Annotated in this window: 25 protein-coding genes; 15 read left to right on the top strand and 10 right to left on the bottom strand. The window is 62.2% G+C overall.

The window, feature by feature from the left end; translation table 11 throughout:
* Positions 1 to 19: 19 nt before the first annotated feature.
* From dnaB to D0T11_RS05180, 5 genes are all read left to right on the top strand, one after another.
* Positions 20 to 1408, top strand: a complete 1389-nt coding sequence (dnaB, locus tag D0T11_RS05155) for a replicative DNA helicase (protein WP_119654715.1) — start codon at positions 20 to 22, stop codon at positions 1406 to 1408.
* Between the two features lie 151 nt (positions 1409 to 1559).
* The gene (locus D0T11_RS05160) at positions 1560 to 3146 is read left to right on the top strand and encodes a type I restriction-modification system subunit M (RefSeq protein ID WP_119654716.1); all 1587 of its coding nucleotides are present in this window, start codon (positions 1560 to 1562) and stop codon (positions 3144 to 3146) included.
* 146 nt (positions 3147 to 3292) lie between these two features.
* On the top strand, positions 3293 to 3853 hold the full coding sequence (locus tag D0T11_RS05165) for a transposase (protein ID WP_119654717.1): 561 nt from the start codon (positions 3293 to 3295) through the stop codon (positions 3851 to 3853).
* Positions 3854 to 4142: 289 nt separating this feature from the next.
* Complete coding sequence (locus D0T11_RS05175) at positions 4143 to 5282, top strand: restriction endonuclease subunit S (protein ID WP_119654718.1); 1140 nt, start codon at positions 4143 to 4145, stop codon at positions 5280 to 5282.
* A 22-nt stretch (positions 5283 to 5304) separates the two neighbouring features.
* The gene (locus D0T11_RS05180; protein ID WP_119654719.1) at positions 5305 to 8637 is read left to right on the top strand and encodes a type I restriction endonuclease subunit R; all 3333 of its coding nucleotides are present in this window, start codon (positions 5305 to 5307) and stop codon (positions 8635 to 8637) included.
* A 16-nt stretch (positions 8638 to 8653) separates the two neighbouring features.
* Here D0T11_RS05180 and D0T11_RS05185 read toward each other — a convergent pair whose 3' ends face one another.
* On the bottom strand, positions 8654 to 9604 hold the full coding sequence (locus D0T11_RS05185; protein ID WP_119654720.1) for an HNH endonuclease: 951 nt from the start codon (positions 9602 to 9604) through the stop codon (positions 8654 to 8656).
* Between the two features lie 250 nt (positions 9605 to 9854).
* Here D0T11_RS05185 and D0T11_RS05190 point away from each other — a divergent pair, with 250 nt between their 5' ends.
* Positions 9855 to 10304: a LexA family protein gene (locus D0T11_RS05190; protein ID WP_119654721.1), complete on the top strand. Its 450-nt coding sequence runs from the start codon at positions 9855 to 9857 to the stop codon at positions 10302 to 10304.
* A 366-nt stretch (positions 10305 to 10670) separates the two neighbouring features.
* A complete protein-coding gene (locus tag D0T11_RS22010; RefSeq protein ID WP_147374529.1) occupies positions 10671 to 11012 on the top strand; it encodes a hypothetical protein in 342 nt (113 codons plus the stop codon).
* 98 nt (positions 11013 to 11110) lie between these two features.
* On the opposite strand, the gene D0T11_RS05200 is transcribed toward D0T11_RS22010, so the two are convergent.
* The 7 genes from D0T11_RS05200 to D0T11_RS05235 form a co-directional block, all read right to left on the bottom strand.
* The gene (locus tag D0T11_RS05200; RefSeq protein WP_119654723.1) at positions 11111 to 11530 is read right to left on the bottom strand and encodes a hypothetical protein; all 420 of its coding nucleotides are present in this window, start codon (positions 11528 to 11530) and stop codon (positions 11111 to 11113) included.
* Between the two features lie 355 nt (positions 11531 to 11885).
* Positions 11886 to 12377, bottom strand: coding sequence for a hypothetical protein (locus D0T11_RS05210; protein ID WP_147374530.1), 492 nt, complete (start codon positions 12375 to 12377; stop codon positions 11886 to 11888).
* Positions 12378 to 12542: 165 nt separating this feature from the next.
* Entirely contained in the window at positions 12543 to 13256 is a 714-nt protein-coding gene (locus D0T11_RS05215; protein WP_182888250.1) for a GAF domain-containing protein, read from the bottom strand.
* Between the two features lie 207 nt (positions 13257 to 13463).
* Positions 13464 to 14678, bottom strand: a complete 1215-nt coding sequence (locus D0T11_RS05220) for a PAS domain-containing sensor histidine kinase (protein WP_182888251.1) — start codon at positions 14676 to 14678, stop codon at positions 13464 to 13466.
* Positions 14679 to 15063: 385 nt separating this feature from the next.
* On the bottom strand, positions 15064 to 15489 hold the full coding sequence (locus tag D0T11_RS05225; protein ID WP_119654727.1) for a response regulator: 426 nt from the start codon (positions 15487 to 15489) through the stop codon (positions 15064 to 15066).
* Between the two features lie 11 nt (positions 15490 to 15500).
* The gene (locus D0T11_RS05230) at positions 15501 to 15905 is read right to left on the bottom strand and encodes a response regulator (protein WP_119654728.1); all 405 of its coding nucleotides are present in this window, start codon (positions 15903 to 15905) and stop codon (positions 15501 to 15503) included.
* 4 nt (positions 15906 to 15909) lie between these two features.
* Positions 15910 to 16983: a sensor histidine kinase gene (locus tag D0T11_RS05235; RefSeq protein ID WP_147374531.1), complete on the bottom strand. Its 1074-nt coding sequence runs from the start codon at positions 16981 to 16983 to the stop codon at positions 15910 to 15912.
* Between the two features lie 306 nt (positions 16984 to 17289).
* On the opposite strand from D0T11_RS05235, the gene D0T11_RS05240 reads away from it, so the two are divergent.
* Positions 17290 to 17712, top strand: a complete 423-nt coding sequence (locus tag D0T11_RS05240; RefSeq protein WP_119654730.1) for a response regulator — start codon at positions 17290 to 17292, stop codon at positions 17710 to 17712.
* A 545-nt stretch (positions 17713 to 18257) separates the two neighbouring features.
* On the opposite strand, the gene D0T11_RS05245 is transcribed toward D0T11_RS05240, so the two are convergent.
* Together D0T11_RS05245 and D0T11_RS05250 are read right to left on the bottom strand one after the other, a co-directional pair.
* Positions 18258 to 19136 (bottom strand): MIP/aquaporin family protein, encoded by an 879-nt coding sequence (locus D0T11_RS05245; RefSeq protein WP_182888252.1) that lies wholly within the window; start codon positions 19134 to 19136, stop codon positions 18258 to 18260.
* A 201-nt stretch (positions 19137 to 19337) separates the two neighbouring features.
* Positions 19338 to 19691, bottom strand: coding sequence for a YbbN family protein (locus tag D0T11_RS05250; RefSeq protein WP_119654732.1), 354 nt, complete (start codon positions 19689 to 19691; stop codon positions 19338 to 19340).
* A 205-nt stretch (positions 19692 to 19896) separates the two neighbouring features.
* On the opposite strand from D0T11_RS05250, the gene D0T11_RS05255 reads away from it, so the two are divergent.
* The 7 genes from D0T11_RS05255 (at position 19897) to D0T11_RS05285 (ending at position 26310) form a co-directional block, all read left to right on the top strand.
* On the top strand, positions 19897 to 20292 hold the full coding sequence (locus D0T11_RS05255; protein WP_119654733.1) for a phosphoribosylpyrophosphate synthetase: 396 nt from the start codon (positions 19897 to 19899) through the stop codon (positions 20290 to 20292).
* A 94-nt stretch (positions 20293 to 20386) separates the two neighbouring features.
* A complete protein-coding gene (locus tag D0T11_RS22015; protein WP_147374532.1) occupies positions 20387 to 20566 on the top strand; it encodes a hypothetical protein in 180 nt (59 codons plus the stop codon).
* 808 nt (positions 20567 to 21374) lie between these two features.
* Positions 21375 to 23975: an ice-binding family protein gene (locus D0T11_RS05265; RefSeq protein WP_119654735.1), complete on the top strand. Its 2601-nt coding sequence runs from the start codon at positions 21375 to 21377 to the stop codon at positions 23973 to 23975.
* A 90-nt stretch (positions 23976 to 24065) separates the two neighbouring features.
* Positions 24066 to 24266: a PID-CTERM protein-sorting domain-containing protein gene (locus D0T11_RS05270; RefSeq protein WP_119654736.1), complete on the top strand. Its 201-nt coding sequence runs from the start codon at positions 24066 to 24068 to the stop codon at positions 24264 to 24266.
* 77 nt (positions 24267 to 24343) lie between these two features.
* The gene (gene xrtX / locus D0T11_RS05275; RefSeq protein WP_119654737.1) at positions 24344 to 24904 is read left to right on the top strand and encodes an exosortase X; all 561 of its coding nucleotides are present in this window, start codon (positions 24344 to 24346) and stop codon (positions 24902 to 24904) included.
* An 85-nt stretch (positions 24905 to 24989) separates the two neighbouring features.
* Complete coding sequence (locus tag D0T11_RS05280; protein WP_380283801.1) at positions 24990 to 25409, top strand: XrtX-associated membrane protein; 420 nt, start codon at positions 24990 to 24992, stop codon at positions 25407 to 25409.
* A gap of 358 nt (positions 25410 to 25767) precedes the next feature.
* Positions 25768 to 26310, top strand: a complete 543-nt coding sequence (locus tag D0T11_RS05285; RefSeq protein ID WP_182888253.1) for a PAS domain S-box protein — start codon at positions 25768 to 25770, stop codon at positions 26308 to 26310.
* Positions 26311 to 26314: the final 4 nt, after the last annotated feature.

A 26314-nucleotide genomic window follows, 5' to 3' on the forward strand; every position in this document is an offset into this window, starting at 1 on the left:
TTTTCCCACATCCCCTGCCATGTCCACCAAAGCTAACAGCCAACAGCTATCAGCTAACAGCTATAAAACGCCCCCGCAGGCCCTCGACCTGGAGGCTGCCATCCTGGGTGCGGCCCTCCTCGAAGCCGATGCCCAGCGCACCTTGCTGGCGCTGCTGCCCACCGAGGAGGTGTTCTACTCCGCAGCCCACCAGCAGGTGTATTTGGCTATCCGCGACCTGGTGCAGGCTGGTGACCACGCCGACCTGCTCACCGTCGTGGCCCGGCTGCGCCACCGGGGCACGCTGGCGCGTACCGGTGGCCCGCACTTCATTGCCCAGCTCACGCAGAAAATCAACTCGGCCGCCCACCTCGATACCCACTGCCGCATCCTGCAGCAGCAGCACGCCCGCCGCGTCGTCATCCGCGCCGGCACCGAACTGGCCGCCCACGGCTACGACGATTCCCGCGACCCGCTGGAGCTGCTGGCCACCGCTCAAACGCACCTCACCAACCTGCACCGCTCCCTCGAAACCAAGCCCGGCCAGACCGCCGCGGCCGCGTTCGACGCCACTTTCGAACGTCTCGCGCAGTCCGTCGGCCAGCACGGCCTGACCGGTATTCCCACCGGCCTCACCCAGCTCGACGGCCTCACCGGCGGCTGGCAGCCCGGCGACCTCGTCATCCTGGCCGCCCGCCCCGCAATGGGCAAAACCGCTGCCCTGTTGCACTTCGCCCGCACCGCCGCCTTCGACCACGGCCACCATGCCGCCATCTTCAGCCTCGAAATGCCCACCCTGCAGCTCATGCAGCGCATGATTGCCAGCGAGGTGCCCGGCTACTCCAACTCCGACCTGCGCCGCGGCAACCTCCCCGGCGGCCTGGAGCAGGTAGCCCACATCCGCGAGCAGGCCCACCGCCTGCGCACCCACGGCCACCTGCTGCACCTCGACGACACGCCCGGTCTGAGCATCCAGCAGCTGCGCGCCAAGTGCGCCCGCCTCCACGCCCAGCAGCCCCTAAGCCTGGTCCTGGTCGACTATATCCAGCTCATGCGCGGCGACACGAAAGGCAACCGCGAGCAGGAGGTCGGCAGCATCAGCCGCAGCCTGAAAGAGCTGGCCAAGGAGCTAAACGCGCCCGTCCTGGCCCTCTCCCAGCTCTCCCGCGACGTGGAGAAAAGGGGAGGGGAGAAGCGCCCGTTACTCTCAGACCTGCGCGAGTCCGGCAGCCTGGAGCAGGACGCCGACTGCATCATCTTCCTCTGGCGCGGCGAGTACTACAAAATCCCCGAGTACGAGGATGGCACTGCCACCGCCGACACGGTCCTGTTCGACATTGCCAAGCACCGCAACGGCGCCACGGATGAGGTAGTGGCGGGCTGCACGATGCGGCGGGGTACCTTTCAGGACTTGTCACCTGGCGCCTGAGAGAATCAGCTAACTTGCACTCCAACTCACCAAGCTAATCTTTGCTCTGTACTGGATGCTATTGACTGCTTGCGTTGCGTTAATGTTCAAAATCTAACTGGCTGGTTGGCTCTACCCCCAGCTGCCAATCCCTCAGTACTATACCATCCCCGTGGCCAAACAAAAGAAAGTAGTTGCCGAGGAGCCGCTCGAAAAGCAGCTCTGGAAAACCGCCGACAAGCTCCGCAAGAACATTGATGCCGCCGAGTACAAGCACGTTGTGCTGGGCCTCATCTTCCTCAAATACATTTCCGATTCCTTCGAGGAGCACTACGCCAAGCTGCTGGCCGGCGAGGGCGAATACGCCGGGGCCGACCCTGAGGACAAGGACGAGTACAAGGCCGAAAACGTGTTCTTCGTGCCCGAGTATGCCCGCTGGCAATTCCTGCAAAACAACGCCAAAGGCAGCCAGATTGCTGTGCGCGACCCCGAGGGCAAGGACGTCATCGTGGCCATTGGCGGGGCCGTGGACAATGCCATGGACTGGATTGAGAAGGACAACCCGCCGCTGAAAGGCGTGTTGCCCAAGGTATTTGCCCGCCAGAACCTGGACCCCACCAGCCTGGGCGAGCTGATTGACCTGGTGGGCAACATCGCCCTGGGCGACGCCAAGGCCCGCAGCGCCGACGTGCTGGGCCGCGTGTTCGAGTATTTCCTGGGCGAGTTTGCGCTGGCCGAGGGCAAGCAGGGCGGGCAGTTCTACACGCCGCGCAGCGTGGTGGAGCTGCTGGTGGAAATGCTGGAGCCCTACCAGGGCCGCGTGTACGACCCCTGCTGCGGCTCGGGCGGCATGTTCGTGCACTCTGAGAAGTTCGTGACCGAGCACCAGGGCCGCGTGAACGACATTTCCATTTATGGGCAGGAAAGTAACCAGACCACCTGGCGGCTGGCCAAGATGAACCTGGCCATCCGGGGCATCGACAGCTCGCAGGTGAAGTGGAACACCGAGGGCTCGTTTCTCAACGACGCGCACCGCGACCTGAAGGCCGACTACATCATCGCCAACCCGCCCTTCAATGTGAGCGACTGGGGTGGCGAGCTGTTGCGCACCGATGGCCGCTGGCAGTACGGCACGCCCCCCACCGGCAACGCCAACTTCGGCTGGATGCAGCACTTCCTGCACCACCTGGCCCCCACGGGTCAGGCGGCCGTGGTGCTGGCCAAGGGTGCGCTTACCTCCAAAAGCTCGGGCGAGGGCGACATTCGCAAGGCCCTGGTGGAGGGCGGCGTGATTGACTGCATCGTGAACCTGCCGGCCAAGCTGTTTCTGAACACCCAGATTCCGGCGGGCCTGTGGTTTATGAACCGCAGCCGCCAGGGCGATGACCGCTTCCGCGACCGGCGCGACGAGGTGCTGTTCATCGACGCCCGCAACCTGGGCTTCCTGGTGAACCGCCGCACCCGCGAGCTGTCCGACGACGATATCAAGCGCATTGCCGACACCTACCACCAGTGGCGCAACCCCGGCGGCAGCTACGCCGACGTGCCCGGCTTCTGCATGGCCGCCCCCCTGGCACGGGTGCGCGAGCTGGACTACGTGCTCACGCCCGGCCGCTACGTGGGCCTGCCCGACGACGAGGACGAGTTCGACTTCCCCGAGCGGTTTACCGCGCTACGGGCCGAGCTGGCCGCCCAGCTAAGCGAAGAAGCCGCCCTGAACCAGCTGATTGCGGATAACCTGGCGAAGATTAAAGTGTAGAGACGCGACCCTTCGCGTCTCAGCGTTGAACGGGCGGTGTTGAACGGGTTACTTTATGCGCTAAAAGGTAAATAACGAAACCCTTATTTACCTTTTAGGCTCGAAAGGTAAATAACCAATCGATTTGACAGCGCAAACCAACGACAATGACCGAACCCGAACTATTCCGTGAAACGTATCGGGTGGCTTCCACCCGACTGCCGGGCTACGATTACGGGCAAAGCGGCGCGTATTTCGTCACGGTTTGCACCCACGACCGCCAGCCATATTTTGGGACGGTGGAAGTGCCCGCCGAGGGCTGGGACGCGGCCTGGGTGCGCCCTACGGTGCTGGGTCAGCGCGTCCTGTCGGGTTGGGCCAGCATTTCCACGTTCGCTTCATTCGTAACCCTCGATGCTTTTGTGCTTATGCCTGACCATGTACACGGCGTGCTGCTGTTCGACAAAAAAGAGCCCAATGGTCCGCCGCTGCCCTACGAAAATCGTTTCGGACCCCAGCGCCAAAACCTGGCCTCGGTCATGCGCGGCTTCAAGTCGGGAGTTACCACGTTTGCCCGCATCCAGGGGCTGGCCTTTCAATGGCAAGCCCGCTTCCACGACCGTATCGTGCGTTCCGACGATGAAATGACCCGCATCCGCCAGTACATCGAAACTAATCCCAGCCGGTGGGAGAAAGAATGGGACAATGGCGAAGGGCTGTATCGGTGAACGGCCCGGCCGGGCCATTAGCAAATCGGGTAACGACCCGGCTGTAGAGACGCGACCCATCGCGTCTCGGCGTTGAACGACAATCGTTCAGACAATGACCGTTCAACGATGAGACGCGATGGCTCGCGTCTCTACAGCCAAAGCCACTCGTGGCCCAGCTGCAAGCCGCCGGCTACCTGCAGGAAATCACCGGCCAAAGCCGCAACCGCATCTTCTTGTTTGAGCCGTATCTGAAGGCGTTTGATAACGTGTGAACGGGATAAAGTAGATGATTCAAGAAACTGGAATTATGAGTAAGCAGACGGAAATACAGTGGGGGGAAGAAATAATAGCGCAACTAGGTGGCTCTAACGAGTGGACAGACTGTACACTAGGCGAGGTTATTAATTTGAAGCGTGGCTATGACCTGCCGAAGCATAGTAGGAAGTCAGGAACGATACCAATAATATCGTCTTCCGGCATTACAGATTATCACAGTGAACCGATGGCAAAAGCCCCCGGGGTAATCACTGGGCGCTACGGTACAATAGGACAGGTTTTCTTTTCTGATGTTGATTATTGGCCTCTCAACACGGCGCTTTATGTTCAGGATTTCAAGGGTAATGACCAACGATTTATTTATTATTTGCTTACGGCTTTTGACTTTGAACAATTCAGTGATAAAAGCGCAGTTCCAGGAATCAATCGAAACCACATTCATGAGGCAGCGGTAAGCATTCCACCCCTACCCGAACAACGCGCCATTGCCGCCGTCCTCAGCAGCTTGGATGACAAAATAGACCTGCTGCACCGCCAGAACGCCACCCTGGAAGCCTTGGCGGAAACACTGTTCAGGCAGTGGTTTGTGGAGGAGGCGAAGGAGGAGTGGGTAAAAGGGAAATTGCCTGACGAGTTTACCTGTGTAATGGGTTCTTCACCGCCCGGCGAAAGCTATAATAACGCAGGGGTTGGACTGCCAATGTTTCAGGGGAATGCTGATTTTGGTTATAGGTTTCCATCTAACAGGGTTTATACAACCGATGCTAAAAGACTCGCCACCAAATTCGATACTTTGGTTAGCGTAAGGGCTCCGGTAGGTGCTCAAAATATGGCGAATGAAACATGCTGTATAGGGCGTGGTGTAGCAGCTTTTAGATACAAAAAAGACCCAACATTTTACTCCTACACTTATTTTAAAATGAGGTCATTAATGATTGAATTTAAAGAATTTAATCAGACAGGAACAGTCTTTGGTTCAATTAGTAAAGCAGATGTAGATGCTTTAAGCGTAACCATTCCACCACTTGAAATTGTAAAAAGGTTTCAGAGTGAAGTCAAGCCAATTGATGACAAGGTTATAAGCAACACCAACCAAATCCAAACCCTTTCCACTCTGCGCGACACGCTGCTGCCGAAGCTGATGAGCGGCGAAGTGCGCGTCGCTTATTAATCACGATTCCGCCGTCTGCCCCATGGCCAAGCTGACTGAAAACGCAATTGAGGAGCTGGCCATCGAGCTGCTGCAAACGCTGGGCTACCAGTACCACTACGCCCCCGACTTTGCCCCCGACGGCCCCCACCCCGAGCGGGCCAGCTTCGCCGACGTGCTGCTGCTGGAGCGCCTGCGCGCCGCCATTGCCCGGCTCAACCCCACCGTGCCCGCCGAGGCCCGCGCAGAGGCCCTGCGGCAGGTGCAGCGCATTGCCTCCCCCGAGCTGCTGGCCAACAACGAAACCTTCCACCGCCTGCTCACCGAGGGCGTGCCCGTCGGCCGGCAGCACCACGGCCAGGAGCGCGGCGAGGTGGTGTGGCTGGTCGATTTCCAGCAGCCCGCCCGCAACGAGTTTGTGGTGGCCAACCAGTTCACGGTCATCGAAAACGGCCACCAGAAGCGGCCCGACGTGGTGCTGTTCGTCAACGGCCTGCCGCTGGTGGTGCTGGAGCTGAAAAACGCCGCCGCCGAAAACGCCACCCTCAAGTCGGCCTACCAGCAGCTCGACACCTACAAGGCCCTCATTCCGGGCCTGTTCACCTACAATGGCCTGCTCGTCATCTCCGATGGCCTGGAGGCGCGGGCCGGCTCGCTGTCGGCGGGCCTGAGCCGCTTCATGGCCTGGAAATCAGCCGACGGGCTGGCCGAAGCCTCGCCCCTGGTGAGCCAGCTCGAAACCCTCATCCGGGGTATGCTGGCCCCGGCCACCCTGCTCGATTTGCTGCGGCACTTCGTAGTGTTCGAGAAGTCAAAAAAGGAAGACCCCCAGACGGGCGTCATTCACATCACCACGGTAAAAAAGGTGGCCGCCTACCACCAGTACTACGCCGTGAATGCCGCTGTGCAATCGACGCTGCGGGCCGCCGGGAGTCCAGACGGTCGTAGAGACGCGACCCATCGCGTCTCGGCGTTGAACGGTTCGCCCACCTCGTTAGACGACACCCCCACTGCGCGGACGCCGAGACGCGATGGGTCGCATCTCTACACCCCAAACGGCCCGCCGCCACAGGCGGATGAAGACCCCGCCCGCTACGGCCTGCCCGCCGTATCGGCCCAGCCCTTCGGCGACCGCAAGGGCGGCGTAGTGTGGCACACCCAGGGCAGCGGCAAGAGCCTGAGCATGGTGTTCTACACCGGCAAAATCGTGCAGGCCCTCGACAACCCCACGGTAGTCGTCATCACCGACCGTAACGACCTCGACGACCAGCTGTTCGACACCTTCGCCGCCTGCACCCAGCTGCTGCGCCAGGAACCCAAGCAGGTTGAAACCCGCGACCAGCTGAAAGAGCTGCTGCGCGTGGCCTCGGGCGGGGTGGTGTTCAGCACCATCCAGAAGTTTCAGCCCGAAGAAGGCAACGTGTACGAGGAGCTGTCGGCCCGCCGCAACATCATCGTCATTGCCGACGAGGCCCACCGCACGCAGTATGGCTTCAAGGCCAGGGAAGTGGACGTGAAGGAAGAAGGTCAGGTGATAGGAAAGCGCACCGTGTACGGCTTCGCCAAGTACCTGCGCGACGCCCTGCCCCAGGCCACCTACCTGGGCTTCACCGGCACGCCCATCGAGCAAACCGACGTGAATACGCCCGCCGTGTTCGGCAACTACATCGACATCTACGACATCGCCCAGGCCGTGGAAGACGGGGCCACCGTGCGCATCTACTACGAAAGCCGCCTGGCCAAAGTGAGCCTGAGCGAGGAAGGCAAACAGCTGGTAGCCGACCTGGACGAGGAGCTGGACGCCGACGACCTCACCAACACCCAAAAGGCCAAGGCCAAATGGACCCAGCTCGAAGCCCTTATCGGCAGCGAGCGGCGCATCGCCACCATCGCCGCCGACATGGTGACCCACTTCGAGCAGCGCCAGGAAGTATTCGAGGGCAAGGGGATGATAGTGGCCATGTCGCGCCGCATTGCCGCCGAGCTGTACGCGGCCATCATCGCCCTGCGCCCGGAGTGGCACTCCACCGACCTCAAGCAGGGCAAGCTAAAAGTGGTGATGACGTCGGCCTCCGCTGATGGCCCAACCATTGCCCAGCACCATACCACCAAAGAGCAGCGCCGCGCCCTGGCCGAGCGCATGAAAGACCCCGCCGACGAGTTCCAGCTCGTGATAGTGCGCGACATGTGGCTCACCGGCTTCGATGCGCCCAGCCTGCACACGCTCTACATCGACAAGCCCATGCAGGGCCACAACCTGATGCAGGCCATTGCCCGCGTCAACCGCGTGTACAAGGACAAGCCCGGCGGGCTGGTAGTCGATTACCTGGGCATCGCCTCCGACCTCAAAAAAGCCCTCTCGTTCTACTCCGACGCGGGCGGCAAAGGCGACCCCGCCGTAGCCCAGAAGCAAGCCGTGGCGCTGATGGCCGAAAAGCTGGAAGTGGTGCAGAACCTATACCACGGCTTCGGCTATGACAGCTACTATGACGCGCCCACGTCCACGAAGCTCTCGATGATACTGGCGGCCGAAGAGCATATTCTCGGCCTGCCCGACGGCAAAAAGCGCTACATCAACGAAGTGACGGCGCTTTCGCAGGCCTTCGCCATTGCCATCCCGCACGAGGCCGCGTTGGCCGTAAAGGACGAAGTGTCGTTTTTCCAGGCCGTAAAAGCCCGCCTGGCCAAGTTCGACAGCACCGGCACCGGCCGCACCGATGAGGAAATCGAAACCACCATCCGGCAGGTAATCGACAAAGCCCTGGTGTCGGAGCAGGTGATTGACGTGTTCGACGCGGCCGGCATCAAGAAGCCCGACATCTCCATCCTCTCCGAAGAATTCCTGCTGGAACTGAAGGGCATGGAGCACAAGAACGTGGCTCTGGAGGTGCTCAAAAAGCTGCTGAACGACGAGCTGAAAGCCCGCGCCAAGCAGAACCTGGTGAAAAGCAAAAGCCTGATGGAAATGCTGGAAAGCGCCATCAAGCGCTACCACGCCAAAATCCTGACCGCCGCCGAGGTGATGGACGAGCTAATTAAGCTCAGCAAGGAAATCACGAACATGGACAGCGAGGCGAAAGCCCTTGGCCTCACCACGTTCGAGTACGCCTTCTACACCGCCGTAGCCAACAACGACAGCGCCCAGGAGCTGATGCAGCGCGACAAGCTGCGCGAGCTTGCCGTGGTGCTCACCCAGCGGGTTCGCGCCAACGCCTCCATCGACTGGACCATCAAGGAAAGCGTAAAAGCCAAGCTGAAAGTCATTGTCAAGCGCACCCTCCGCCAGTTTGGCTACCCGCCCGATATGGAGCTACTGGCCACCGAAACGGTACTGAAACAGGCCGAGCTAATTGCGAACGAGCTGACGAAGAAATAACCCTGGTTAGGTGCTATCACCCCCGCTGCACCGCCAGATTCTCCACCCGCGGCCACCACGCCCGCACCTTCGGTAGCCGCAGCTGCTGCCCGTTGAAGCGCTGCACCCCGTAATCGTGCCCACCCAGTTCTCCGAAGCCCTCGGCCATCCGCACCCGGTAATCCCCATCAATCCAAAACAGATGCCGGTCGAAGGCCCGGTGTAGATTCGGGCACAGCGCCAGCCCGTTCCCGATGGTGTCATCCCGGCTCACCGACCACGGCACGATGTGGCAGGCGTCCAGCAAAGGGGCGGTGCCAGTGGTGCTCACCAGGTGCAGGCCCGACACAGCGCAGGTCGACTGGTAGGCTCGTATCACCTCCCGCACGAACACGCCGCTACGCTCGGCCAGGGCCGTTTCATCGGCCACGTCCACCGTGCGGTTGTACACGGCCGCCGGCTCCTCCAGCATCTGCCGGCCCAACTCATCCAAGCGTTCCAAGCCCGCCCGCGGCCGGAAGTAGTGGCACGTCAGCGGGAAATAGCGCATCAGCAGCGCCTGCCGGATTTCCTCGCGGGCCACCGGCTGCAGCAGCAGTTCCCACAGCGCCGGGTCGAGCGAAGCATATGCGATTACGTCACGCAGGTGCCCGAAGCTGCGCACCGACTTGGAGGCTGTCAGCACCAGCTCCTGACCCGGCCGGGCGTGCAGGTGCCAGAACTTCTCACTCCGCAAGTGGAAAAACGGTAGCTGGAACGGACTCGCCCCAAACTCTGGCCCCGGACTCAGCAGCTGGCAGTAGGCCTTGAAGCCCGTAATCAGCTCCGGCGTAATGGCAATGCGGTTGTCTCGAATCGTGCCTTCCTCTACGCCCTCCAGCACCGCCAGTAGCAGTGCCGGCTTGTAGGGCGCCTCCAGCTTGGTTCCCGGCTGCACATACACCTTCAGCTTCGTAAGCCGGGCCAGGTAGTGGGGTAGAGTGCTCAAGCTGACAGAAGATAGAGGAGGATACAGAATCAGGCACTTGGCAGACTCCAGGAGTAGTCTGCAATACTACTACCAGATAGCAAGTATCCCGCCTGCCAACTGTTAAATGGCTAAAAATGTCCGCTATTCATGGCCCAGGCCAGTATCATCTTCCCAGAAGATTGGCTGCTAATGGATTTGGATTTAAAGTCGCTAATATTATTAGTATTATTGCCGTTATAAATGCCCATTCATTCCCACTGATAGCATTATGACGACCGTTGAAATCCTAGAGGTTATTCGCGAGCCCCTGTGGCTCACTCAATGTGAAACGCCCGTTCCGGCCGGCTACCCCAGCCTGGCCGAAAACTCCCCGAACACTAAAATCGACCTCAACCACCTGCTCATCCCCCGCCCCGACTGCACCTATCTGGTCCGGGTGCAGGGCACCAGCATGGACGGTGCTCCCTCGCACATTCCTGATGGCGCGCTGATGGCCGTCGACTGCTCCCTCACCCCCGAGTCGGGCGACATTGTAGTAGCGGCCATCGACGAGGAGTTTACCGTCAAGCGGCTCGAAAAGCGGGCCGGCGGCTACTGGCTCGTTCCCGACAACCCCGCCCACAGTCCCATCGATACCAGCCTGCTGGGCGACCGGTTCCAGGTCTGGGGCGTCGTCACCCACGTCATCAGCCGGATGCAGCGCGGCCGTTTCCGCTAGCCAGCCCCTGGTGGCTCATATGCGTCTGCCGGCCACCCAGGTTTTTACCGCCGGAACGCGCGCCTATGCCTGTCCGCGCGGATTTCGAGTTATTGAGTAAGTGGTTTGAAAGTCATGAAACCTGTCGTTGAAGCTGTTTACAAAGTGCCCGGAATCAATCAGAACGTCATGCTGAGCTTGTCGAAGCATCTCTACCGCTTCGTTGCATGGCTCATACGAAGCGGTAGAGATGCTTCGACAAGCTCAGCATGACGTTCTTTTGACTTTGTAAACAGCTTTGTTTATTGCCCTCTATTCCAACATAAGCTACTCCCGGATAAAAACTGTTGATACCCTCGAGCACCTCAACAAAAACTTGAAAAAAAATTGGAGCATTATCTGCAGGCAGGCTCTGCCGATGAGCAGCAGGAAGCGCGCCGGTTTATAGAGCGGGGTACCTGTTTCCTCGCCTATAATGATGGGAAGACCATGCGTTTTGCTCCCAGCCGTTTTATCGGGTACCAAAACAACACCTTCGATAAACACAGCAGCAATGCAGAGCGTGACGGCCGGGTAACCAACCCGGCAATTTCCAGACTGCTCGAAACGCCGCTGCCACTGGCCGATACAGAGTTGGAAGAGCAATACCAGCAGTACTGTCATAGCCTGGGTATTACCCCTCGTCCCAAAGGCAGCTTTGGAGTAAGCAGGAAATACTGGCGGCTGTAGTTCGCTCACGCTTCATGCCTAGCGGCCCGTTGCGGCCGCCAACGCAGGCGGGGCATTGCGGGAGGTGAGCAGCGGGTCCGGTCAACTAGGCTCAAAGCTCAGAACCGCTCATTCAGATGCAGCGCCCCATCGATATAATACTTGGCAAGGTGGCCCGCCAGGGGCAGCGAGTGTCCAAATTCCGCCTGCTCATGCGCATGCTGCGGGGAAGTAGCCACCACGCTGAATGATTCCTCCAGATAGGGGAGGGGCCGCAGCGACGCCGGCAGGTGGGGCCCGTCTTCCCCCGTAACGCGCACCTCGTACATTCGGTAGCCCTCCGGCAGCTGCGCCGTCTGGTAGACGGATTCCGCTCCGCAGCTTCGGCACTTCACCTGCAGGCTGATACCTGAGGCATCAGAATTCGTGACCCGGCCCGCCGTGTGGGGTGTTAGCTGCTGCTCTTTGGCGCAGGGCAGCAGTATAAACGCCTTCGGGGAGTAGCCGCTGCCTGTTGAGATAATGCGGGTGAGGGCCATATAACGGGTAGTAAAGAGTGTAGCAGTGGGCCAGCTTATTCGTGTGCTGCTGAAAAGCCCCGGCTTCATAGAGTAGCCGGCAAGGAGCAGCAGTGCCCGCGCTTGTCAAAGTATGGGCACTGCTGCTATACCTCAAGATGCAGCCGGTACCTAAGCCCCGGCCAGTCGCCGGGGACTCCCTCCGGGGCAAACGCCTGCCCGCATTGGTCGCCTTCATCAGCCGCGCAAGCTTGCTCAACCACAGCCCCCAGCCGCGCAAGCTTGCTCAACCACAGCCCCCACCACGACACCGACCCATCCGCCAGCTGAAACGCCACGTCCAGCGCCGGCGTGGTCACCAGGCTGCTGCCCGGGCCTACTTCGCGTCGCCGGGGTGCAGGTGCTCATACAATAGCTGCGCGGCTGCCGCCAGCAGGGGCTGGTCGCTGGTGCGCTCCTGGCAGCGCTGCAAATCGTAGTGGCACAGCGTCCCGAAAGCCCGGCCCTGCCCGTCACGGATAAGCGCGCCGCAGTAGGAAATAACCGGCGTTTCGATGCCCCGCGCCTGCGGGTCCACGGCGGCGTCCAGAATCTGCACCGGCGCTTCGGTGTGGCCCACCAGCGAGCAGTACGTGGCGGCCATGGGCGCGTCGGAGCCCTGCCGCACGTCGGCCACCTTTCGGTCAAAGAGCACCTCGCTGCGCAGGATGTCCCCATCGAAACGCCACACGCCCGTGTAGCGGTGGGGCGTGCGGTAATTCAGGTAGCCCAGGGCCGCATGCACCCCCTGCTGGTGCAGCAACGCGGTAAACTCGGCTATTTCCGCCTGTATGCTGCTTCCTTGGTTCCGGGTAATTGCGTCCATCATGGTAGGGGGAAGGCCCGGCGGCTGGCGGCCGGGCCTGGGGGCCGTTTCAGGCGTTATCAAACAATTTCACTCCGCAGCGAGGCCTTGCCTGCTGCCACCCGGCCATCTGCCGGGCCATTTCCTGCGCCCCAAACCGCGTGGTTTGGCGCAGGTCCATTCGTTCTACTAGCACCGGCGGGCATCCAGCACTTCTTGCAGGTCGTGCAGGCGGCCTTCCACCTGGGTCAGAAAGGCCGTCGGCACGGGCACCGCGCTGCCATTGCGGGCATTGAGGTAGCGCACCAGCGCATGGAGGGCCCCGATTTCTTCCTGCAACTCGCCGCTCAGGTGCGCCCATCGGGCCTCGCCACCCGCCGGGAGCGCCCGGCACTGGTGGCGCACGGCTAGCGTCTGGCTGACCAGCCCCGCGAGCAGCTCCAGAATGCGCTGCTCATCGGGCGTAAAGGGGCGGGGCTCGTGGTTGACGAGGCACAGCGTGCCGAGCGGGTGCTGGTCGGGCAGCCGCAGCAGGGCCCCGGCGTAGAAGCGCACGTGGTTCTGCTCCGCCACCCGCAGCACCTCCGCCGGAATAGGGGGGTGTTGTTCCAGCAGCACATCGTGGTACACCACGGCCCGGCCCAGCGCAATAGCGGTGGAGCACAGCACCTCCGCGCGCGGCAGCTGGGTGTGGGCGGGCATGCCCACCGTGGCCGGATAATGCACGTCGGTTTCCTCCACCACCGACAGCAGCGAGATGGGCACCTGGAACAGGCGCGCGGCCAACGCCACGAACTCCTCAAACACGGGCTCGGCCAGCGCGGCCAACACCTCGAAGGACCGCAGGGCCGCGAGCCGGGCAGCTTCGTCGTCGGGCAGGGGGGAAGGCGAATAGGTGGCCATACGGGCAGAATAGGTGAAAGGCAGCAACGCACCCAAGATAGTCATCCGAAACTGCCCCCCGGTCCATTGCCTCCCAGCTGGCCCGCCTCGAATCCTGCTTCGGCCGCTACCGGCCACTCATGGCCCCGTGCCCGGCCCGGCTTCCGAAGCCCGGCCCCGCCCCCGCCCCAAGGTGCTCCGGATTAACCGAGACCGGCACCAGGGGCCTTATTCCAGGTCAATGAAAAAGGTCGTGCCCTCGTTCTCCTTGCTGTCGAGCCAGATTTTACCCTGGTGCATTTCCACAATTTGCTTGGTGATAAACAAGCCCAGGCCCGTGGTGGTGTCGCCGTACAGGCCCGGCCGTGCGGCCGAGGTGAACTTGTCGAACACGTGGGGCTGCAGCGCTGCCGGAATGCCCAGCCCGGTGTCGTGCACCACGAGCCGGACGCGGCCTTTGAGCTGGCGCAGGCCCACCCGAATCTTCCCGCCGGCGGGCGTAAAGTTGAGGGCGTTGGAGAGCAGGTTGTCGAGGATGCGGCCGAACTTATCGGCGTGGATGTCGGCGTGAATGGGGGTTTTGGGCAGTTCTAGGCGCAGGTGGATGCCTTTTTCCTGCGCCGAGAGGCGGAACAGGGCCATGCGCTTTTCCAGGAAGGCCCCCAGGTTGGTGCGGTGTTTTTTGGAGCGGGTGGCCTCCAGCTGGCCCAGAAACAGCACGTCGCGCAGCAGCGCGTCGGCTTTTTCGCAGGCCTGCTCCACCAGGCCCAGCAGCTCTTCCACATCCTGCCGGGCCGGGGCCGGCTCGATGCTGCGCACCCCGGCGTGGCCCCGCAGCATAGTCATTATCATCAGGATGTTGGCGATGGGCGCTTTGAGGTCATGGGCGGCCAGCTGCAGGATGGTTTCCTGCGTGTCGTAGAGGTGCTGGTTGGCCAGCTCCAGCCGCCTGCGGTCCGTAATGTCCTCCAGCGTGGTGTAGCCCAGCTCGCCCCCATCGTCGGGAAAGAGCACCGACGTGACCCGGCACCAGAACGAGGACTTGTCCGGGCGCACCAGGCAGGTTTCCAGCACGAAGCTCGGCTTCTTGTGGTTCCAGAGCTGCTCCTGCAATTGCTCCCAGTCCTTGACAAAGTCGGGGTGGGCAAAGTCGACGATTTTGCGCCCCACCACTTTCTTCGGGCTTTTCAGACCCAGCATCGTGGCCAGCGCCTGGTTGGCCTGGCGGATGCGCAGGTCCGGGTCAATGATTTTCTGGCCCATCGGCGAGTTCTCGAACACGGTCCGAAACCGGTCCTGGCTGCGCTGGTACCGCTCGTCCACCACTTTTTGCTCGTCGTCGGCCACCTTCTGCTCCCGCAGGCGGGTGTTCTTTTGCTGCAGGGACTTGACCTGCTTCTTTTCGGGGGTGGGCGAAGCGGGGGTTGACGCGGAGGAAGCCATAAAACGAAAGGGATAGCGAAGGAAAAGAGCCGGCCCGCGCCGCCAGGGGAGGGGGCAGCAGTGGCGTCCAGCTCCAGTATACGCCAAACGCCGCGCCCGCGCCCATGCAGCTGGTGGAAAGATGCCCCTCCCTGCCATCGCCGGCTCCCTCACCAAGTTCCTCACTCGCGACAACCGCACTCCACTTCTTCCAGCACACTTCGGCCACTCCGCCCCGGCCAGCCAGCTACTTTGGCCGCAACCGCCACTTCTTTTCCGGGCAGCCCGGGCGGCCCGTGTAAAGTCCGCCCGGGCTGTCTTCGCCCCCTCAGCGGCCCAGGAAAAGGACTTTCCCCTGGCCCCGGCCGTTCATGGGGGCTGCTCAGAATTCGGAGAACAGGGCACGTTAAGGAATTGCCACCGCGAAGTAATTGTGCAGCAAAGAATTGACTGCTTCTGCCGTCAGGGGCTTGGTCAGCATCGCCGTGACGGGCAGGTGCTGGGCCTCCACCAGGTCGGGGGCGAGGGGCAACGCGCTGAGCAGGACCACCACGAACGCCTGCGGCAAAGCCGGGTGTAGCCGGGTAAAGGCGTGCAGGAACTCGAAGCCGTTGCGTAGCGGCAGGTTGAAGTCCAGCAGAATCAGGGTGGGGCATTCGGCCGTTTCGGGGTGGGCGCAGCGGGCGTTGAGCACGGCCAGCGCGTCGTCGGCATTGCTGGCCACCAGCACCTCTTGGCTCACCTGCATCCGCTGCAACAGGCGCTGGTTGTAGTAATTGGTGGCCGCGTCGTCATCCACGAGCAGCACGGTAGGGCGTTGGTATTGCGGCATGGGCGAAGCGGTCAGGCGGGCCGCGTTTCCTGTAGCCGGGCCTGCATCGCCCGAATTTCCATCCTGTCCAGCGGTTTGTGCAGCACGCCCGCCACCAAAGGGTACTGCCGGGCGCGGGCCGCGTCGGTAGGAGCCAGCGAGGAGGTCAGGACGTAGACCACGCACCGACCCAGCAGGTGCGCTTCCAGGGGTTTAAGGGCGTCCAACACGTCCCAGCCGTCGAGCAGGGGCATGTTCAGGTCCAGCAGCACGACGTCGGGCAGCGCGTCAGCAGGACCCAGCTGCCGGAAAAAGGCCACGGCTTCCACCGGGGAGACGAAGGAGGTAACCACGTCGGTGGGCTGCCCTTCGCGGCGCAGCAGCCGGGTCGTCAAAAAGATGCCTGTTGGGTCGTCGTCGATAAGGAGCGTATCCATCCGCTTAAAGTATAACAATTGTGAAACGAGTGCCCTCACCCACCCGGCTATGGACCGAAATGTGCCCGCCCATACTCTCGACGTGGGTTTTGATTAAGTACAGGCCCAGCCCGCGACCGGGGCGGTGCGGATGGAACCGCTTGTAGAGCTTGAATACGTCGTCGCCCGCCTGCTCCTGGTCAAAGCCCGAGCCGTTGTCGGCGACCGTCATCCGCGTTTCCTGCCCCTCCCCGCCCGTCGCCGTCACGGTAACTTCCAGGGGCCGCTCGTCGGCGCGGTACTGGAGCGCATTGGAGAGCAGGTTGAAAAAGATGCTGTAGAGGTAGGCCCGGTTGGCCCGCACCGACAGGCCGGCGGGAATGGCCACCCGCATGGTGCCCCCGCACTGGTCCAACGCTTCCTGCAGGTTCTGCACTACTTGCTGCACCACTTCGGCCAGGGGCACGGCCTCGGCTTCGGCCAGGCTTTTCTGGTCCCGAATGGCGAGAATGGTGTTCATGTCGCGCAGCACCCGGTCGAGCTGGTGCAGGCTGGTCAGCAGGTGGGTGCGCGTCTCTTCAAAGTACGTAGAGCCTGGTTCTTCCGTGCCCAGCAGGTCGGCCAGGCCCAGGGCGCTGGCCAGCGGGGCGCGCAGGTTGTGCGACACGATGTAGGTGAACTGTTGCAGGTCCTGGTTTTGGGCCACTACTTCCTGCTGCGCCAGCACCTTTTCGGTGATGTCGCGGGCAACCATGTGAACCCCGACCACGGCGCCGTTTTCCCACAGCGGCACCTTCATCACGTCCCAGTGCCGGGGTGCGGATTGGCCCTGGGCGGCGTACATGTCGAAGCGCACGGTTTTGCCGGTGAAGGCTTCCTGCAGCTTTTCCGCGAACAGGGGCTGCACCGCCGGGGGCAAAAAATCGTTGTAGGAGTGGTCCACTACCCGGTCCTTGGGTTCGGCCACCAGGGCGAGAAAGGCCGGGTTGGCGTCCAGAATCGTGGCCTTTTCGTTCTGGTAGAGAATCAGTTCGGGAGTGTTGTCGAACAGGGACCGGAACCGGACCTCACACGTGGCAATGGGCGGGGTGGCTTTCATAGGCTTGGCGAAGCAGGAGTAGGAGCGGGCCAAGCGGAGCACCCGCTACCCTTCCAAAGCGCATACGAGCCACCGAAAGTCAGGGGTGAAATAGCCCTGTTTTTCAGGGGCCTGTTCCATGGCAATGCCCGGCAACCCGTCAAACTACCCGGCGGCGCCATCGGGCGCGAAAGCCGCCAACAGCAAGGGGCCGCCTTTTTCATGAAGCTGGCTTAGTAAGGCGCCCGGCACTACTTTTGTACGCCTGGGGTTTAACTACAACCAGCCCCGTCCAGTCCCGGCTTTGCCGCCGCCCTGCTCTCTACTATGATAAAACTTTCCAGCGTACTACTCGTCGACGACGACCAGCTCACCAACGACCTCAACCAACGTTTGCTGCAAGAGCTGGGCGTCGCCGACCAGTACCTGTCGGCCAACGATGGCGAGCAGGCCTTTGCCGCCCTCGAGGAGTTGGCTTTGGAGGCCAACCCCACCAGCCCGGTCCTGGTGTTGCTCGACGTGAAAATGCCCGGCATGGACGGCATGGCGTTCGTGGAAGCCTACCAGCGCCTGCCCCCGGCTCAACAGCAGGCCGTGGTCATTGTGATGCACACGGCGTACATGAGCTCGCACGACCTGGGCCGCATCGAGTCCCTGCCCATCGCCGGCCTGGTCAGCAAGCCGCTCACCAAAGAAAAGCTCGACACCATCCTTAAGCTCCACTTCCAGCGCCGATTTCCGCTAACGTAGGGACGCACCAACCCATTGGCAACCCGTAGGCAAAACGAGCGGACCATTGGGCCCGCTCGCTTCGTTTCCACCCTGGCCTTCAACATGCAGCGGGCCCTTTAAATCCCGGCCAGCCGCCGGCTACTCCTCCGCAGCAAGGGCACCCGCGTACCGGCCGCCTTTATCAGCCGCACGAACCTGGAAAGCTGCCGCCCCGACTACGGCACCGCCCCATCGGCCAGCAGCAACGCCCACGTCCAGCGCCGGGGTGGAGGGGCGGTTATGCTCCGATTCCCCCCCGCGCTTGTCGGTAACGATAAGTCCCGGTCAGATACACCCCGGCGCGTACTGCTCCTGCTGGCGCTCCTCCCTGCCCCATATCCGCATTCTGTTACGCCCTCGTCACCGCCCTGGCCTGCTGGTTAAGGGTAGGCGTAACGGACTTGATGCAGCCCCCGCACCACGCCGTAGCGCCTGCCCGGGCCCCGGACCAGCCCGACTGCCTGCCGCGCATGAGCCAACGAGCGGCGCTGTCACTTTCGCTTGCCGTTTTTTCTCCCTTCCGGCTATTGTGCGCCTCCTTTTCCCCTTTGCGGAAATTCGGGCGATAGGCTTTCGGCCCTTACTCCCCCGGCCGACAAATCAGGGTACTGCGGCGGCCTGGCGGAAGTGGGCGGTTGGTCGGGGTGCCGATAAAACCGCTGAAACAAAGCCGTGGCCAGGCACATGGCCGCCGTGGGGGCCAGCAAATACACCCACAGCGCCGTGTAGTCGCCAGCCACCACTGCGGCCGAAAGGGTGCGGAATGGGTTGAGGCTCATGCCCGAAAGCGGCGCTTCGACGATAATGTAGACCATCAGCAGGCCCCCCACCAGCCAGCCGGTAACTGGTTGCAGCCGGGCCGAATGCAGCGCCAGCAGCAGCAGCCACATCAGCCCGAAGGAGATGACAAATTCGGCCGCAAACGCCACCGCCGGCCCGCCCGGTCCTGGTTTGGTGGTGATAAAATGGACGCTCATATGGGCGTAGTAGTCCCCCAGTACCAGGCCCAGGCCCAGGGCTGCCGTGACGGAACCTACGGCCTGCGCCACCACGTACCAGCAGGCATCGGGCCACTTCATGTGGCCCAGCTGCCAGAAAGCCAGCGTCACGGACGGATTCAGGTGCGCGCCCGACTTTTTACCCCAGGGGTTATAGACTAAGGCTACGATAACCAGGCCCATGCCCATTCCCAGTGGGATGCGGCGCCCCAGTTTGCCCGCTCCCTGCGCTACCAGCCACTGGTGCAACGGCGAATTGGGATGTTCCAGGACTATGGTCAGCAAACTGGCTCCGATAATGAAAAGGGCCAGCCCGCCGGCTTCGGCCAGGTAGTGCGGCCAGTTGCGGCGCAGGGCCGCGTACAGCTCGGAGAACAGGGACAGCGGTGCGGGCCCCTTCGGCAAAGGGAGGGCCGGGCCCTTACCTAAGGTGCCCGTATATGGGGAAGGCTGTAACATAAGGCTGAGCTGTGCGGCTGATAGTAGTACCAAATCGTCCCGCTTGAAGGGAGGACCCGGGTGAGACCAACGCCGTAACACTGCCGCTGGCGGGGTGGTTAGGGCTGGGGCGCGGCCACTCTGCCGGTAGCGGCCCCCTGGAACCAGCTAACCAGGCAGGCGTATAGCAGCGGCGGCCAGCTTGCTCAGCAGCAAAGCCGCCATGGGCTCGCCTTCGGGCAGGCCCTGCTGCCGCCACAGCTCCGCGCCGTCGCGCAGCAGCACAAAGGCCGGCACGCCCTGGCCATCGAAGGCGTGGACCACGGCGGGGTGGGTGCCGGCGTCCACTTTCAGCACGTGAATAGCGGTGCCGAGCTCGCGCTGCAAATTTTTTAGCATCAGATTGGTGGCCGTGCGGACGAGCAGACTTTCCTGCTTGGTGCCGGGGCCCACGGTGGGTAGCATCACGAGCAGCATGGCCGGGTGGGTGGGTAAGATCGGGAGAATATCGGTGGAAAACATGGGCCGGGGGAAAAGTAAGCAGCACCGTGCCGGGTCGGAAGCAAGGCAGGATAAGTAGCCATAAAGTTAGCGGAAGCCCCCGCCGGCCCGTATGACGCCTATCAGGAGGCCGGAATGACGTTTGTCAAGTCCGGTAGCGTATTGCCCGCGTGTGCCTGCTGCTCCTCCAGGGCCCGGCCCTTACTACCCCACCCCTATGATACCGATGACCACCGTTTCCGAAGTGCTGAATAACCTGAAAAAAGAAGGCTATACCGCCGACTTCAACCTCCACGACAGCTGCCTGGTCTGCTACGGCAATGCCCTGCAGATTTCCCCGAGCGAGTTTCTGGTCGATAAGCACTACCGCTTCGAAGGCATGTCGGACCCTGGCGACGCGGCCGTGGTGTACGCCATTTCCTCGGCCCGGCACGGCGTGAAAGGCACGCTGGTGGATGGCTACGGCATTTCCAGCGTAGCCCTGAGTTCGGAGATGGTCCAGGCCCTGCGCGAAAACCCGGCCTTCTCCGCTTCCCACGAGGAGACCCCCGTGAAAGCCCCAGCCCCAGACCCAGTCGAGAAATCGAATGAGGCCACCCCGCAACGCCCGGCCGGTGCCTGAACCCGGGAGCGGCTTTAGCTACGTCAACTCAAATGCGTTAGCCTCATTCCCGGTTGTGGGAGTAGCTTGCCTGGCTTAACCCGCTCCCCCATCCATGTCCAATTCAACTGCTGGTTTCCCGTCCCTGCCTCCCGACCAGCCCCTGCTCGACCTGCGCGCCCGGGCCGAGCAGCGCCTGCGTCTGGAGGCCCGCCCCGCCGAAGAGCTTACCCGCACGAAAGCCAGTGGCTGGTGCAGGAGCTGCGGGTGCATCAGGTGGAGCTCGAAGCCCTGAACAAAGAAGTGCTCGATGCACAGGTCGAGCACTTCTGCCCTTGTTTAAAAGTTAAACGGCCATTTGGCGGACGGTCCAGTAGCCACAGAAATTGCGCTAAGGCAGTAACGTAACTGGTCTGTTTCAAATTGGCGTGGAAAGCGGTAGCGCGGAGCCGAGTGGCGGTCCAAATGATTGCCTTACTACACTTCCTTCGGACAATATGAAATTGGAATAACTCAGCACATTAGCCTGTCTGTGCAGTTATGGCTTTTGCATGCGAAGTACAACCGGCGAAGTATCTGCCCACTCATATGCTGCGAGAGGGAATAGCTGAACTGGGCAACTTATGCGACCGTTGGGCGAATGTACCCTTTAGAGGCTACAAATGCGGGGCGCTCTGGTAGCACCAGTAGTAGCCTGTTCTAAGAAATATTCTATTCTTGGCTCTTCGCTATTGGCTTCTCCAAAAACGGAAGTAAATTATTAAAAAAATAATAATTAGCCTTAACTGAGGCAGAGTGCTATTTTGGGAATAAGATATCTTTTTGGGACTAATAACCGGTAAAAGACCCATTTAAGACTCTAAATGGGGCGGTAGAATAATGTTGCTATTCCCATTTATAGAACTGAAGAAAAATGCAAAACTGCCGGTATATCTTGCCTTAGATTCAGGTCGCTAAGAGCTTGTCCTCGCAACGTCCTACCTATCATATGGGGGGGGGTAGGCAGCGTGGGCTTGGCAAGCGGCGGACGCGACTGTTGGATTCTCACGCCGAGCCATCGGCACGCATTCCGGCACTTCCGGGATGTTCACTCTCCCCCATCTATGAAAACTCTCTATTCCGTCAACCGCGCCCTTGCCAAGGGGGGCGTGCTGCTGGCTGCCTGCCTGTTGCTGGGCTCCCCGGCCAGCGTTGCCCAAGTAGCTCCCGACCTGGGGGCCGCCAATAGCTTCGCGTTATTCACCGCCGTTGGAGCCTTCAACAACGTCGGGCCGACCGTTATTCAAGGCGACATCGGCACCAACGCAGGGGCTTTTAGTGGGTTTCCCCTAGGTGTTGTCACTGGCAACATCCACGTGGCCGATGCCACCTCCACGCAAGCGGCCACGGACGTGCAAACGGCCTTCGGCTATATGTCAACCATTCCGTGCGTTACGCCGCTGGCCGTGTACGGCGGCACGCCGGCCCAGACGCTGATACCCGGTTCGTACTGCGTGGGCGCGGCTACTACGCTGGCTGGCACACTAATTCTGGACGGCGGCGGTGACCCCAACGCGAAGTTCTTCCTGCGCGTATCGGGGGCCCTGACGACAGCCGCCAACTCGGTGGTGCTGACGCAAAACGGGGCCACGCCCGGCAACGTGTACTGGCAGATTGGTGGGCTCGTTACTTTGGGCCAGAACTCCGTGATGCGGGGCACTCTGCTGGTGGACGGGGCTATCAACATGATTCAAGGCGCCAGCCTGATAGGCCGTGGCCTCTCGCGCGGTGGTGCCGTGACCATTGATACCAACACGGCCAGCCTGCCCGGCGCGGTTGTAACCGGCACGTTTTGGCTGGGTAACCCGCTCGGCACCGGTACGACTGATTGGTTCACACCGGGCAACTGGTCAAACGGGGTTCCCACGAGCCTGCTCGATGCGACCGTTCCTGCTAATACGGCCCCCTATCCGGTCATTGCCAGCGGCAACGCCCTGGCTAACGGCCTCACGCTCGGCACCGGTGCCCGCCTGACGATGAACGGCGGCACGCTGGACCTGAAAGCCAGCCTGAGCAACAGCGGCACGTTCAGCGCTACGGCCGGTACTACCACCCTGAGCGGCACCAGCCCGCAGGTAGTGGGCGGCAGCGGCAGCACCCAGTTCTGGAGCTTGCGCATCGCCAATACGGCCGGGGCATTCCAAACCAGTGCCGTGAGCGTTCATGGCGTACTAGCCCCGGCCAGCGGCGACCTGAACACCAACGGCCAGACGCTGACGCTGCTTTCGGACGCCACGGGCACGGCTATGGTCGTCGACAATGGGACGGGCACCATCAACGGCAACGCCACCATGCAGCGCTATATCGACCCGAGCCTGAACGCCGGGCTGGGCTACCGCCACTACAGCTCGCCGGTGCAGGCCACTACGATCAATGACCTGGCTACTGCCGGCTTTACGCCCGTCATCAATCCGGCCTACAACACAGCCGCCAACCCGGGCAGCACCACGCCTTTCCCTACCGTGTACGGCTACGACGAGGCCCGCCTGACCAGCGCCAACGCCCTGACCAGTGACTTTAATTTCGGCTACTTCTCGCCCGCTGCGCTGACCAACACCCTGGTGCCTGGTCGCGGCTACACGGTCAACCTGGCCGCCAGCGAAACGGTGGATCTGACCGGTACGCTCTCCACCGGCACTGTGCCAGTTGGAGCCCTCTCGCGCGGCCAGCAGGCCAACGCCGGCTGGCAGCTGCTGGGTAACCCCTACCCGGCCCCCCTCGATTGGAACGTGGCCCGTACCGGCCTGCCCACCGGCGTAATTGACGCCATCTACACCCATAAGTCGAGCAGCCAGTACGCCGGCACCTACCAGTTCTACCAGAACGGTTTCGGCACACTGCCCGGTGGCCTCATCCCGGCCATGCAGGGCTTCTTCCTGCGCGTGAGCCAGAACGTACCCAGCTTCAGCTTCCAGAACAGCTGGCGCGTAACGAGCTATCAGAACCCGACCTTCAACCGCGGGGCAGCCGACACCCGGCCCGCCGTGCAGCTGGACCTGGTGGATGCGCAGGGCACCCACGAGCCAACCTTTGTTTACTTTGAAGCCGGCGCTACCACCGGCCGCGACGACCACTACGACGCCGAGAAGCTGCCCAACACTACGGGCCTGAACCTGGCCTCGATAGCCGCTACCGGCGAGGCGCTGGCCGTCAATGGCCTGCCCGTGCTGAGCAGTGCCGCCGTAATCGTACCGCTGACGGTGGATGTGCCCCAGGCCGGGCGCTTCGCCATCTCGGCCCCCAGCTTGGCTAACCTGCCGACCTCCACGCTCGTGGAGCTGGTCGACAACCTCACCGGCACCCGCCACGACCTGCGCCAGCTATCGGCCGCCGGCTATGCCTTCTCCACCGACAGCCGCCGCGTGGCCGGCCGCTTCGTGCTCAACCTGCGGCCCAACGCGGTGCTGGCCTCGGGTTCGGCCGCACTGGCCGCCCAGGTGCGGGCTTACCCCAACCCGGCTCAGGGCCAGCTCACCATCAGCCGCCCGGCGGGCGCCGCGGCCTCGGCCGTGCTGCTCAACGGCATTGGCCAGCAGCTGCGCACGCTGGCGCTGCCCACCACCGAAACTACGCTTAACCTCCAGGGCCTGCCCAGCGGCGTGTACGCCTTGCGCGTAACGCTGGCCGGCGGCCAGACCGTGGTGCAACGCGTGGTAGTGCAGTAAAGCAATGCCCCCCAGGTCCGGCCACCCCCGCAGTGGCCGGGCCCCTGGGCGAGGCTTTTTCCCTCAATTTTTTCTTTAAAACCTTCTGCTATGCGTTTCTTCTTTCTACTCTTGCCCCTGCTGCTGGTGAGCACCGCTTTACTGGCTCAGGGCCCGGGGCCTGGCGGGCCGATTCCCAACCAGCCCAACCAGCCCACGGCCGTGCCCATTGACGGCGGGGCCAGTCTGCTACTGGCTGCCGGCGCCGCTTACGGCCTCAAGCGCCTGCGTCAGCACCGGGCGCGCAAATAACCCCTTCTTTACCTTTACTCTCCGGGCCGATGTCAATGCATCGGCCCGGCGTGTTTTCCTTATTTGTATGTAATCGTATGCTTTCCTCCCCGATTATCCATTCGGCCCGGCAGTGGCTGGCGGCCCGGCCGCAAGTGCAGTTTCTGCTGCTGGCCGCCGGCTTCTATGCCCTGTGGGTGCTGATTTACGAGCAGGGCCTGGAGCCCGCTGGCAACCTCGATGATGCCCTGTCGGCCAACCTGGCGGTGGCAGCGGCCGGGCTGTTAAAGTTAGTAGGCGTGGCCGCCGGTACTGACCCGGCCGCACCGACCACCGTGACGATGTTCGGGCAGGCGGCCGTGTACGTGGGCAACCCCTGCAACGGGCTGGTGCTCTACGCCCTGTTTGCGGGCTTCGTGCTGGCCTACCCCGGCAGCGGTCGGCGTCGGCTGTGGTTTATTCCGCTGGGCTTGGCCGTCATCTACGGCATTAACGTGCTGCGCATTGCCGCGCTGGCCATCAACCACACCTACTGGTACCACACGGTCGAGTTCAACCACCACTACACCTTCACCTTTGTGGCCTACGGGGCCATTCTGGTACTCTGGCACCAGTGGGTGCGGCCCCAGGTTGCCCTTACAGCGGTAGCGCATGGCTAGGGTGGGGGTAGAAAGCCGGCCCGCACCGACACCAATCGTGCCGGCCGCGGCGACTACCAACCGGCTGAGCTCCGGACGGCTCGTGGTGGCATTGGCGCTCGGGCTTACTTTGTTCGGGCTAGGCCAGTTTGATGAGCCGGTGTTTGCGGTGCTTACCCGCACCTGGCAGGCCGTGCTCGGCGGGTTGGGTCCGGTGGCCCAGAAGCTGGTGCAGCCCTCGGGTCTGAGCACCCACGGCGTGGTAGTGGGCCTTAGCTACCGTCTGCTCTACATGCTGGTGAGTATTGGGTTACTGCATGTGCTGCTACGAGGTCGCCATACCCGCGCCATTGGGCTGGGTTACGGACTGGCTTTTAGCCTGAGCCTGGCGCTGCTGCTGCTCGGCCAGCAGGCCGGCTGGCCATTGGCGTCGGTGCAGGGCCATCGGCTCATGGATTTGATTAGTTCGCCGCTGGCCCTGCTGTTGCTCTACGGGCTGGTATTGCTGCGTCGGGCTAAACGCTAGAGCCATTTGAAACAATGTGGGCTATTGCATAACAATGCGGAGCAATATTCGGAGCAAACTTCTGTAACTGGCAACGCTAACGGCTCACTTAGCCGTAGGGGCTTAGCGTAAGCGGCTCTACGGCTAAGTGAGCCGAGTCTATTCTTAGAAAGCCTTCCCCGCAAGAGTAGGGGAGGGCTTTCTAGTGAATGACAGAGGACGGAGGGCAGAGCGGCTACTTTACGCTTACCTGCCCGAATGCTGTCTGGCAGCGCAACTAGTCACTTCTCTAAAGAAGGGGGAGACTGCTGATTTGTATGAAGCGAGGAGAAGGGGCTGAAAGGACCGGGCGCACAGATGTAAATTCCAAATGCGACTTTTGGGCTACGTTTTTAACCAAGGCCCATTCCGCGCCGGGCTGGCCGCCGCCACTGCGCAGGCCCTGTACCAGGACCTGTTCGACGCCGCCCCGGTCGCCTTGCTCACGCTCGATGCCGAAGGCGTGCTGGCCCACATCAACCACCGCGCCGCGCAGCTGCTGGAAACCACCGTGGCGCGCCTGACGGGCCGGCGGTTCCTGCAGTTCGTGGCCCCCGCCGGCCGCGACGACTTTCAGCGCTTCTTCCACCACTGCCTCGGCCAGCAGCACCTGCAACGGGCCCCAGTGCCCTTGCTCCCCGAGGCGGGCACCAGTTTCACGGTCCATTTGGTTGGCGGGTCCTCCCGCACGCCCTCCGGCCTCCTACTGGTGCGCTTTACCCTGGCCCGCGCCGGGGCCCGCGTGCCCGAGTGGAACAGCCGCGAGGCCGCGGGCGGACTTGCCCACCCCAGGCGCGCGGCCCCGCCTTCGGAAATCCCCGGCCTTTCCAGACCACCCCCGGCTTTTCGCCGTACGCTTGTCCGGGAGCTCCCCCACCAGTAACGAA

Origin of the sequence: Hymenobacter rubripertinctus (assembly GCF_003583925.1) — a bacterium.
In the GTDB taxonomy this organism is placed as follows: domain Bacteria; phylum Bacteroidota; class Bacteroidia; order Cytophagales; family Hymenobacteraceae; genus Hymenobacter; species Hymenobacter rubripertinctus.

Excerpts from the sequence above, each read along its gene's own strand:
- dnaB (WP_119654715.1), top strand. The coding sequence starts at position 20 with ATGTCCACCAAAGCTAACAGCCAACAGCTATCAGCTAACAGCTATAAA.
- D0T11_RS05165 (WP_119654717.1), top strand. The coding sequence starts at position 3,293 with ATGACCGAACCCGAACTATTCCGTGAAACGTATCGGGTGGCTTCCACC.
- D0T11_RS05175 (WP_119654718.1), top strand. The coding sequence starts at position 4,143 with ATGAGTAAGCAGACGGAAATACAGTGGGGGGAAGAAATAATAGCGCAA.
- D0T11_RS05180 (WP_119654719.1), top strand. The coding sequence starts at position 5,305 with ATGGCCAAGCTGACTGAAAACGCAATTGAGGAGCTGGCCATCGAGCTG.
- D0T11_RS05190 (WP_119654721.1), top strand. The coding sequence starts at position 9,855 with ATGACGACCGTTGAAATCCTAGAGGTTATTCGCGAGCCCCTGTGGCTC.
- D0T11_RS05200 (WP_119654723.1), bottom strand. The coding sequence starts at position 11,530 with ATGGCCCTCACCCGCATTATCTCAACAGGCAGCGGCTACTCCCCGAAG.
- D0T11_RS05210 (WP_147374530.1), bottom strand. The coding sequence starts at position 12,377 with ATGATGGACGCAATTACCCGGAACCAAGGAAGCAGCATACAGGCGGAA.
- D0T11_RS05215 (WP_182888250.1), bottom strand. The coding sequence starts at position 13,256 with ATGGCCACCTATTCGCCTTCCCCCCTGCCCGACGACGAAGCTGCCCGG.
- D0T11_RS05220 (WP_182888251.1), bottom strand. The coding sequence starts at position 14,678 with ATGGCTTCCTCCGCGTCAACCCCCGCTTCGCCCACCCCCGAAAAGAAG.
- D0T11_RS05225 (WP_119654727.1), bottom strand. The coding sequence starts at position 15,489 with ATGCCGCAATACCAACGCCCTACCGTGCTGCTCGTGGATGACGACGCG.
- D0T11_RS05230 (WP_119654728.1), bottom strand. The coding sequence starts at position 15,905 with ATGGATACGCTCCTTATCGACGACGACCCAACAGGCATCTTTTTGACG.
- D0T11_RS05235 (WP_147374531.1), bottom strand. The coding sequence starts at position 16,983 with ATGAAAGCCACCCCGCCCATTGCCACGTGTGAGGTCCGGTTCCGGTCC.
- D0T11_RS05240 (WP_119654730.1), top strand. The coding sequence starts at position 17,290 with ATGATAAAACTTTCCAGCGTACTACTCGTCGACGACGACCAGCTCACC.
- D0T11_RS05250 (WP_119654732.1), bottom strand. The coding sequence starts at position 19,691 with ATGTTTTCCACCGATATTCTCCCGATCTTACCCACCCACCCGGCCATG.
- D0T11_RS05255 (WP_119654733.1), top strand. The coding sequence starts at position 19,897 with ATGACCACCGTTTCCGAAGTGCTGAATAACCTGAAAAAAGAAGGCTAT.
- D0T11_RS22015 (WP_147374532.1), top strand. The coding sequence starts at position 20,387 with ATGTCCAATTCAACTGCTGGTTTCCCGTCCCTGCCTCCCGACCAGCCC.
- D0T11_RS05265 (WP_119654735.1), top strand. The coding sequence starts at position 21,375 with ATGAAAACTCTCTATTCCGTCAACCGCGCCCTTGCCAAGGGGGGCGTG.
- D0T11_RS05270 (WP_119654736.1), top strand. The coding sequence starts at position 24,066 with ATGCGTTTCTTCTTTCTACTCTTGCCCCTGCTGCTGGTGAGCACCGCT.
- xrtX (WP_119654737.1), top strand. The coding sequence starts at position 24,344 with ATGCTTTCCTCCCCGATTATCCATTCGGCCCGGCAGTGGCTGGCGGCC.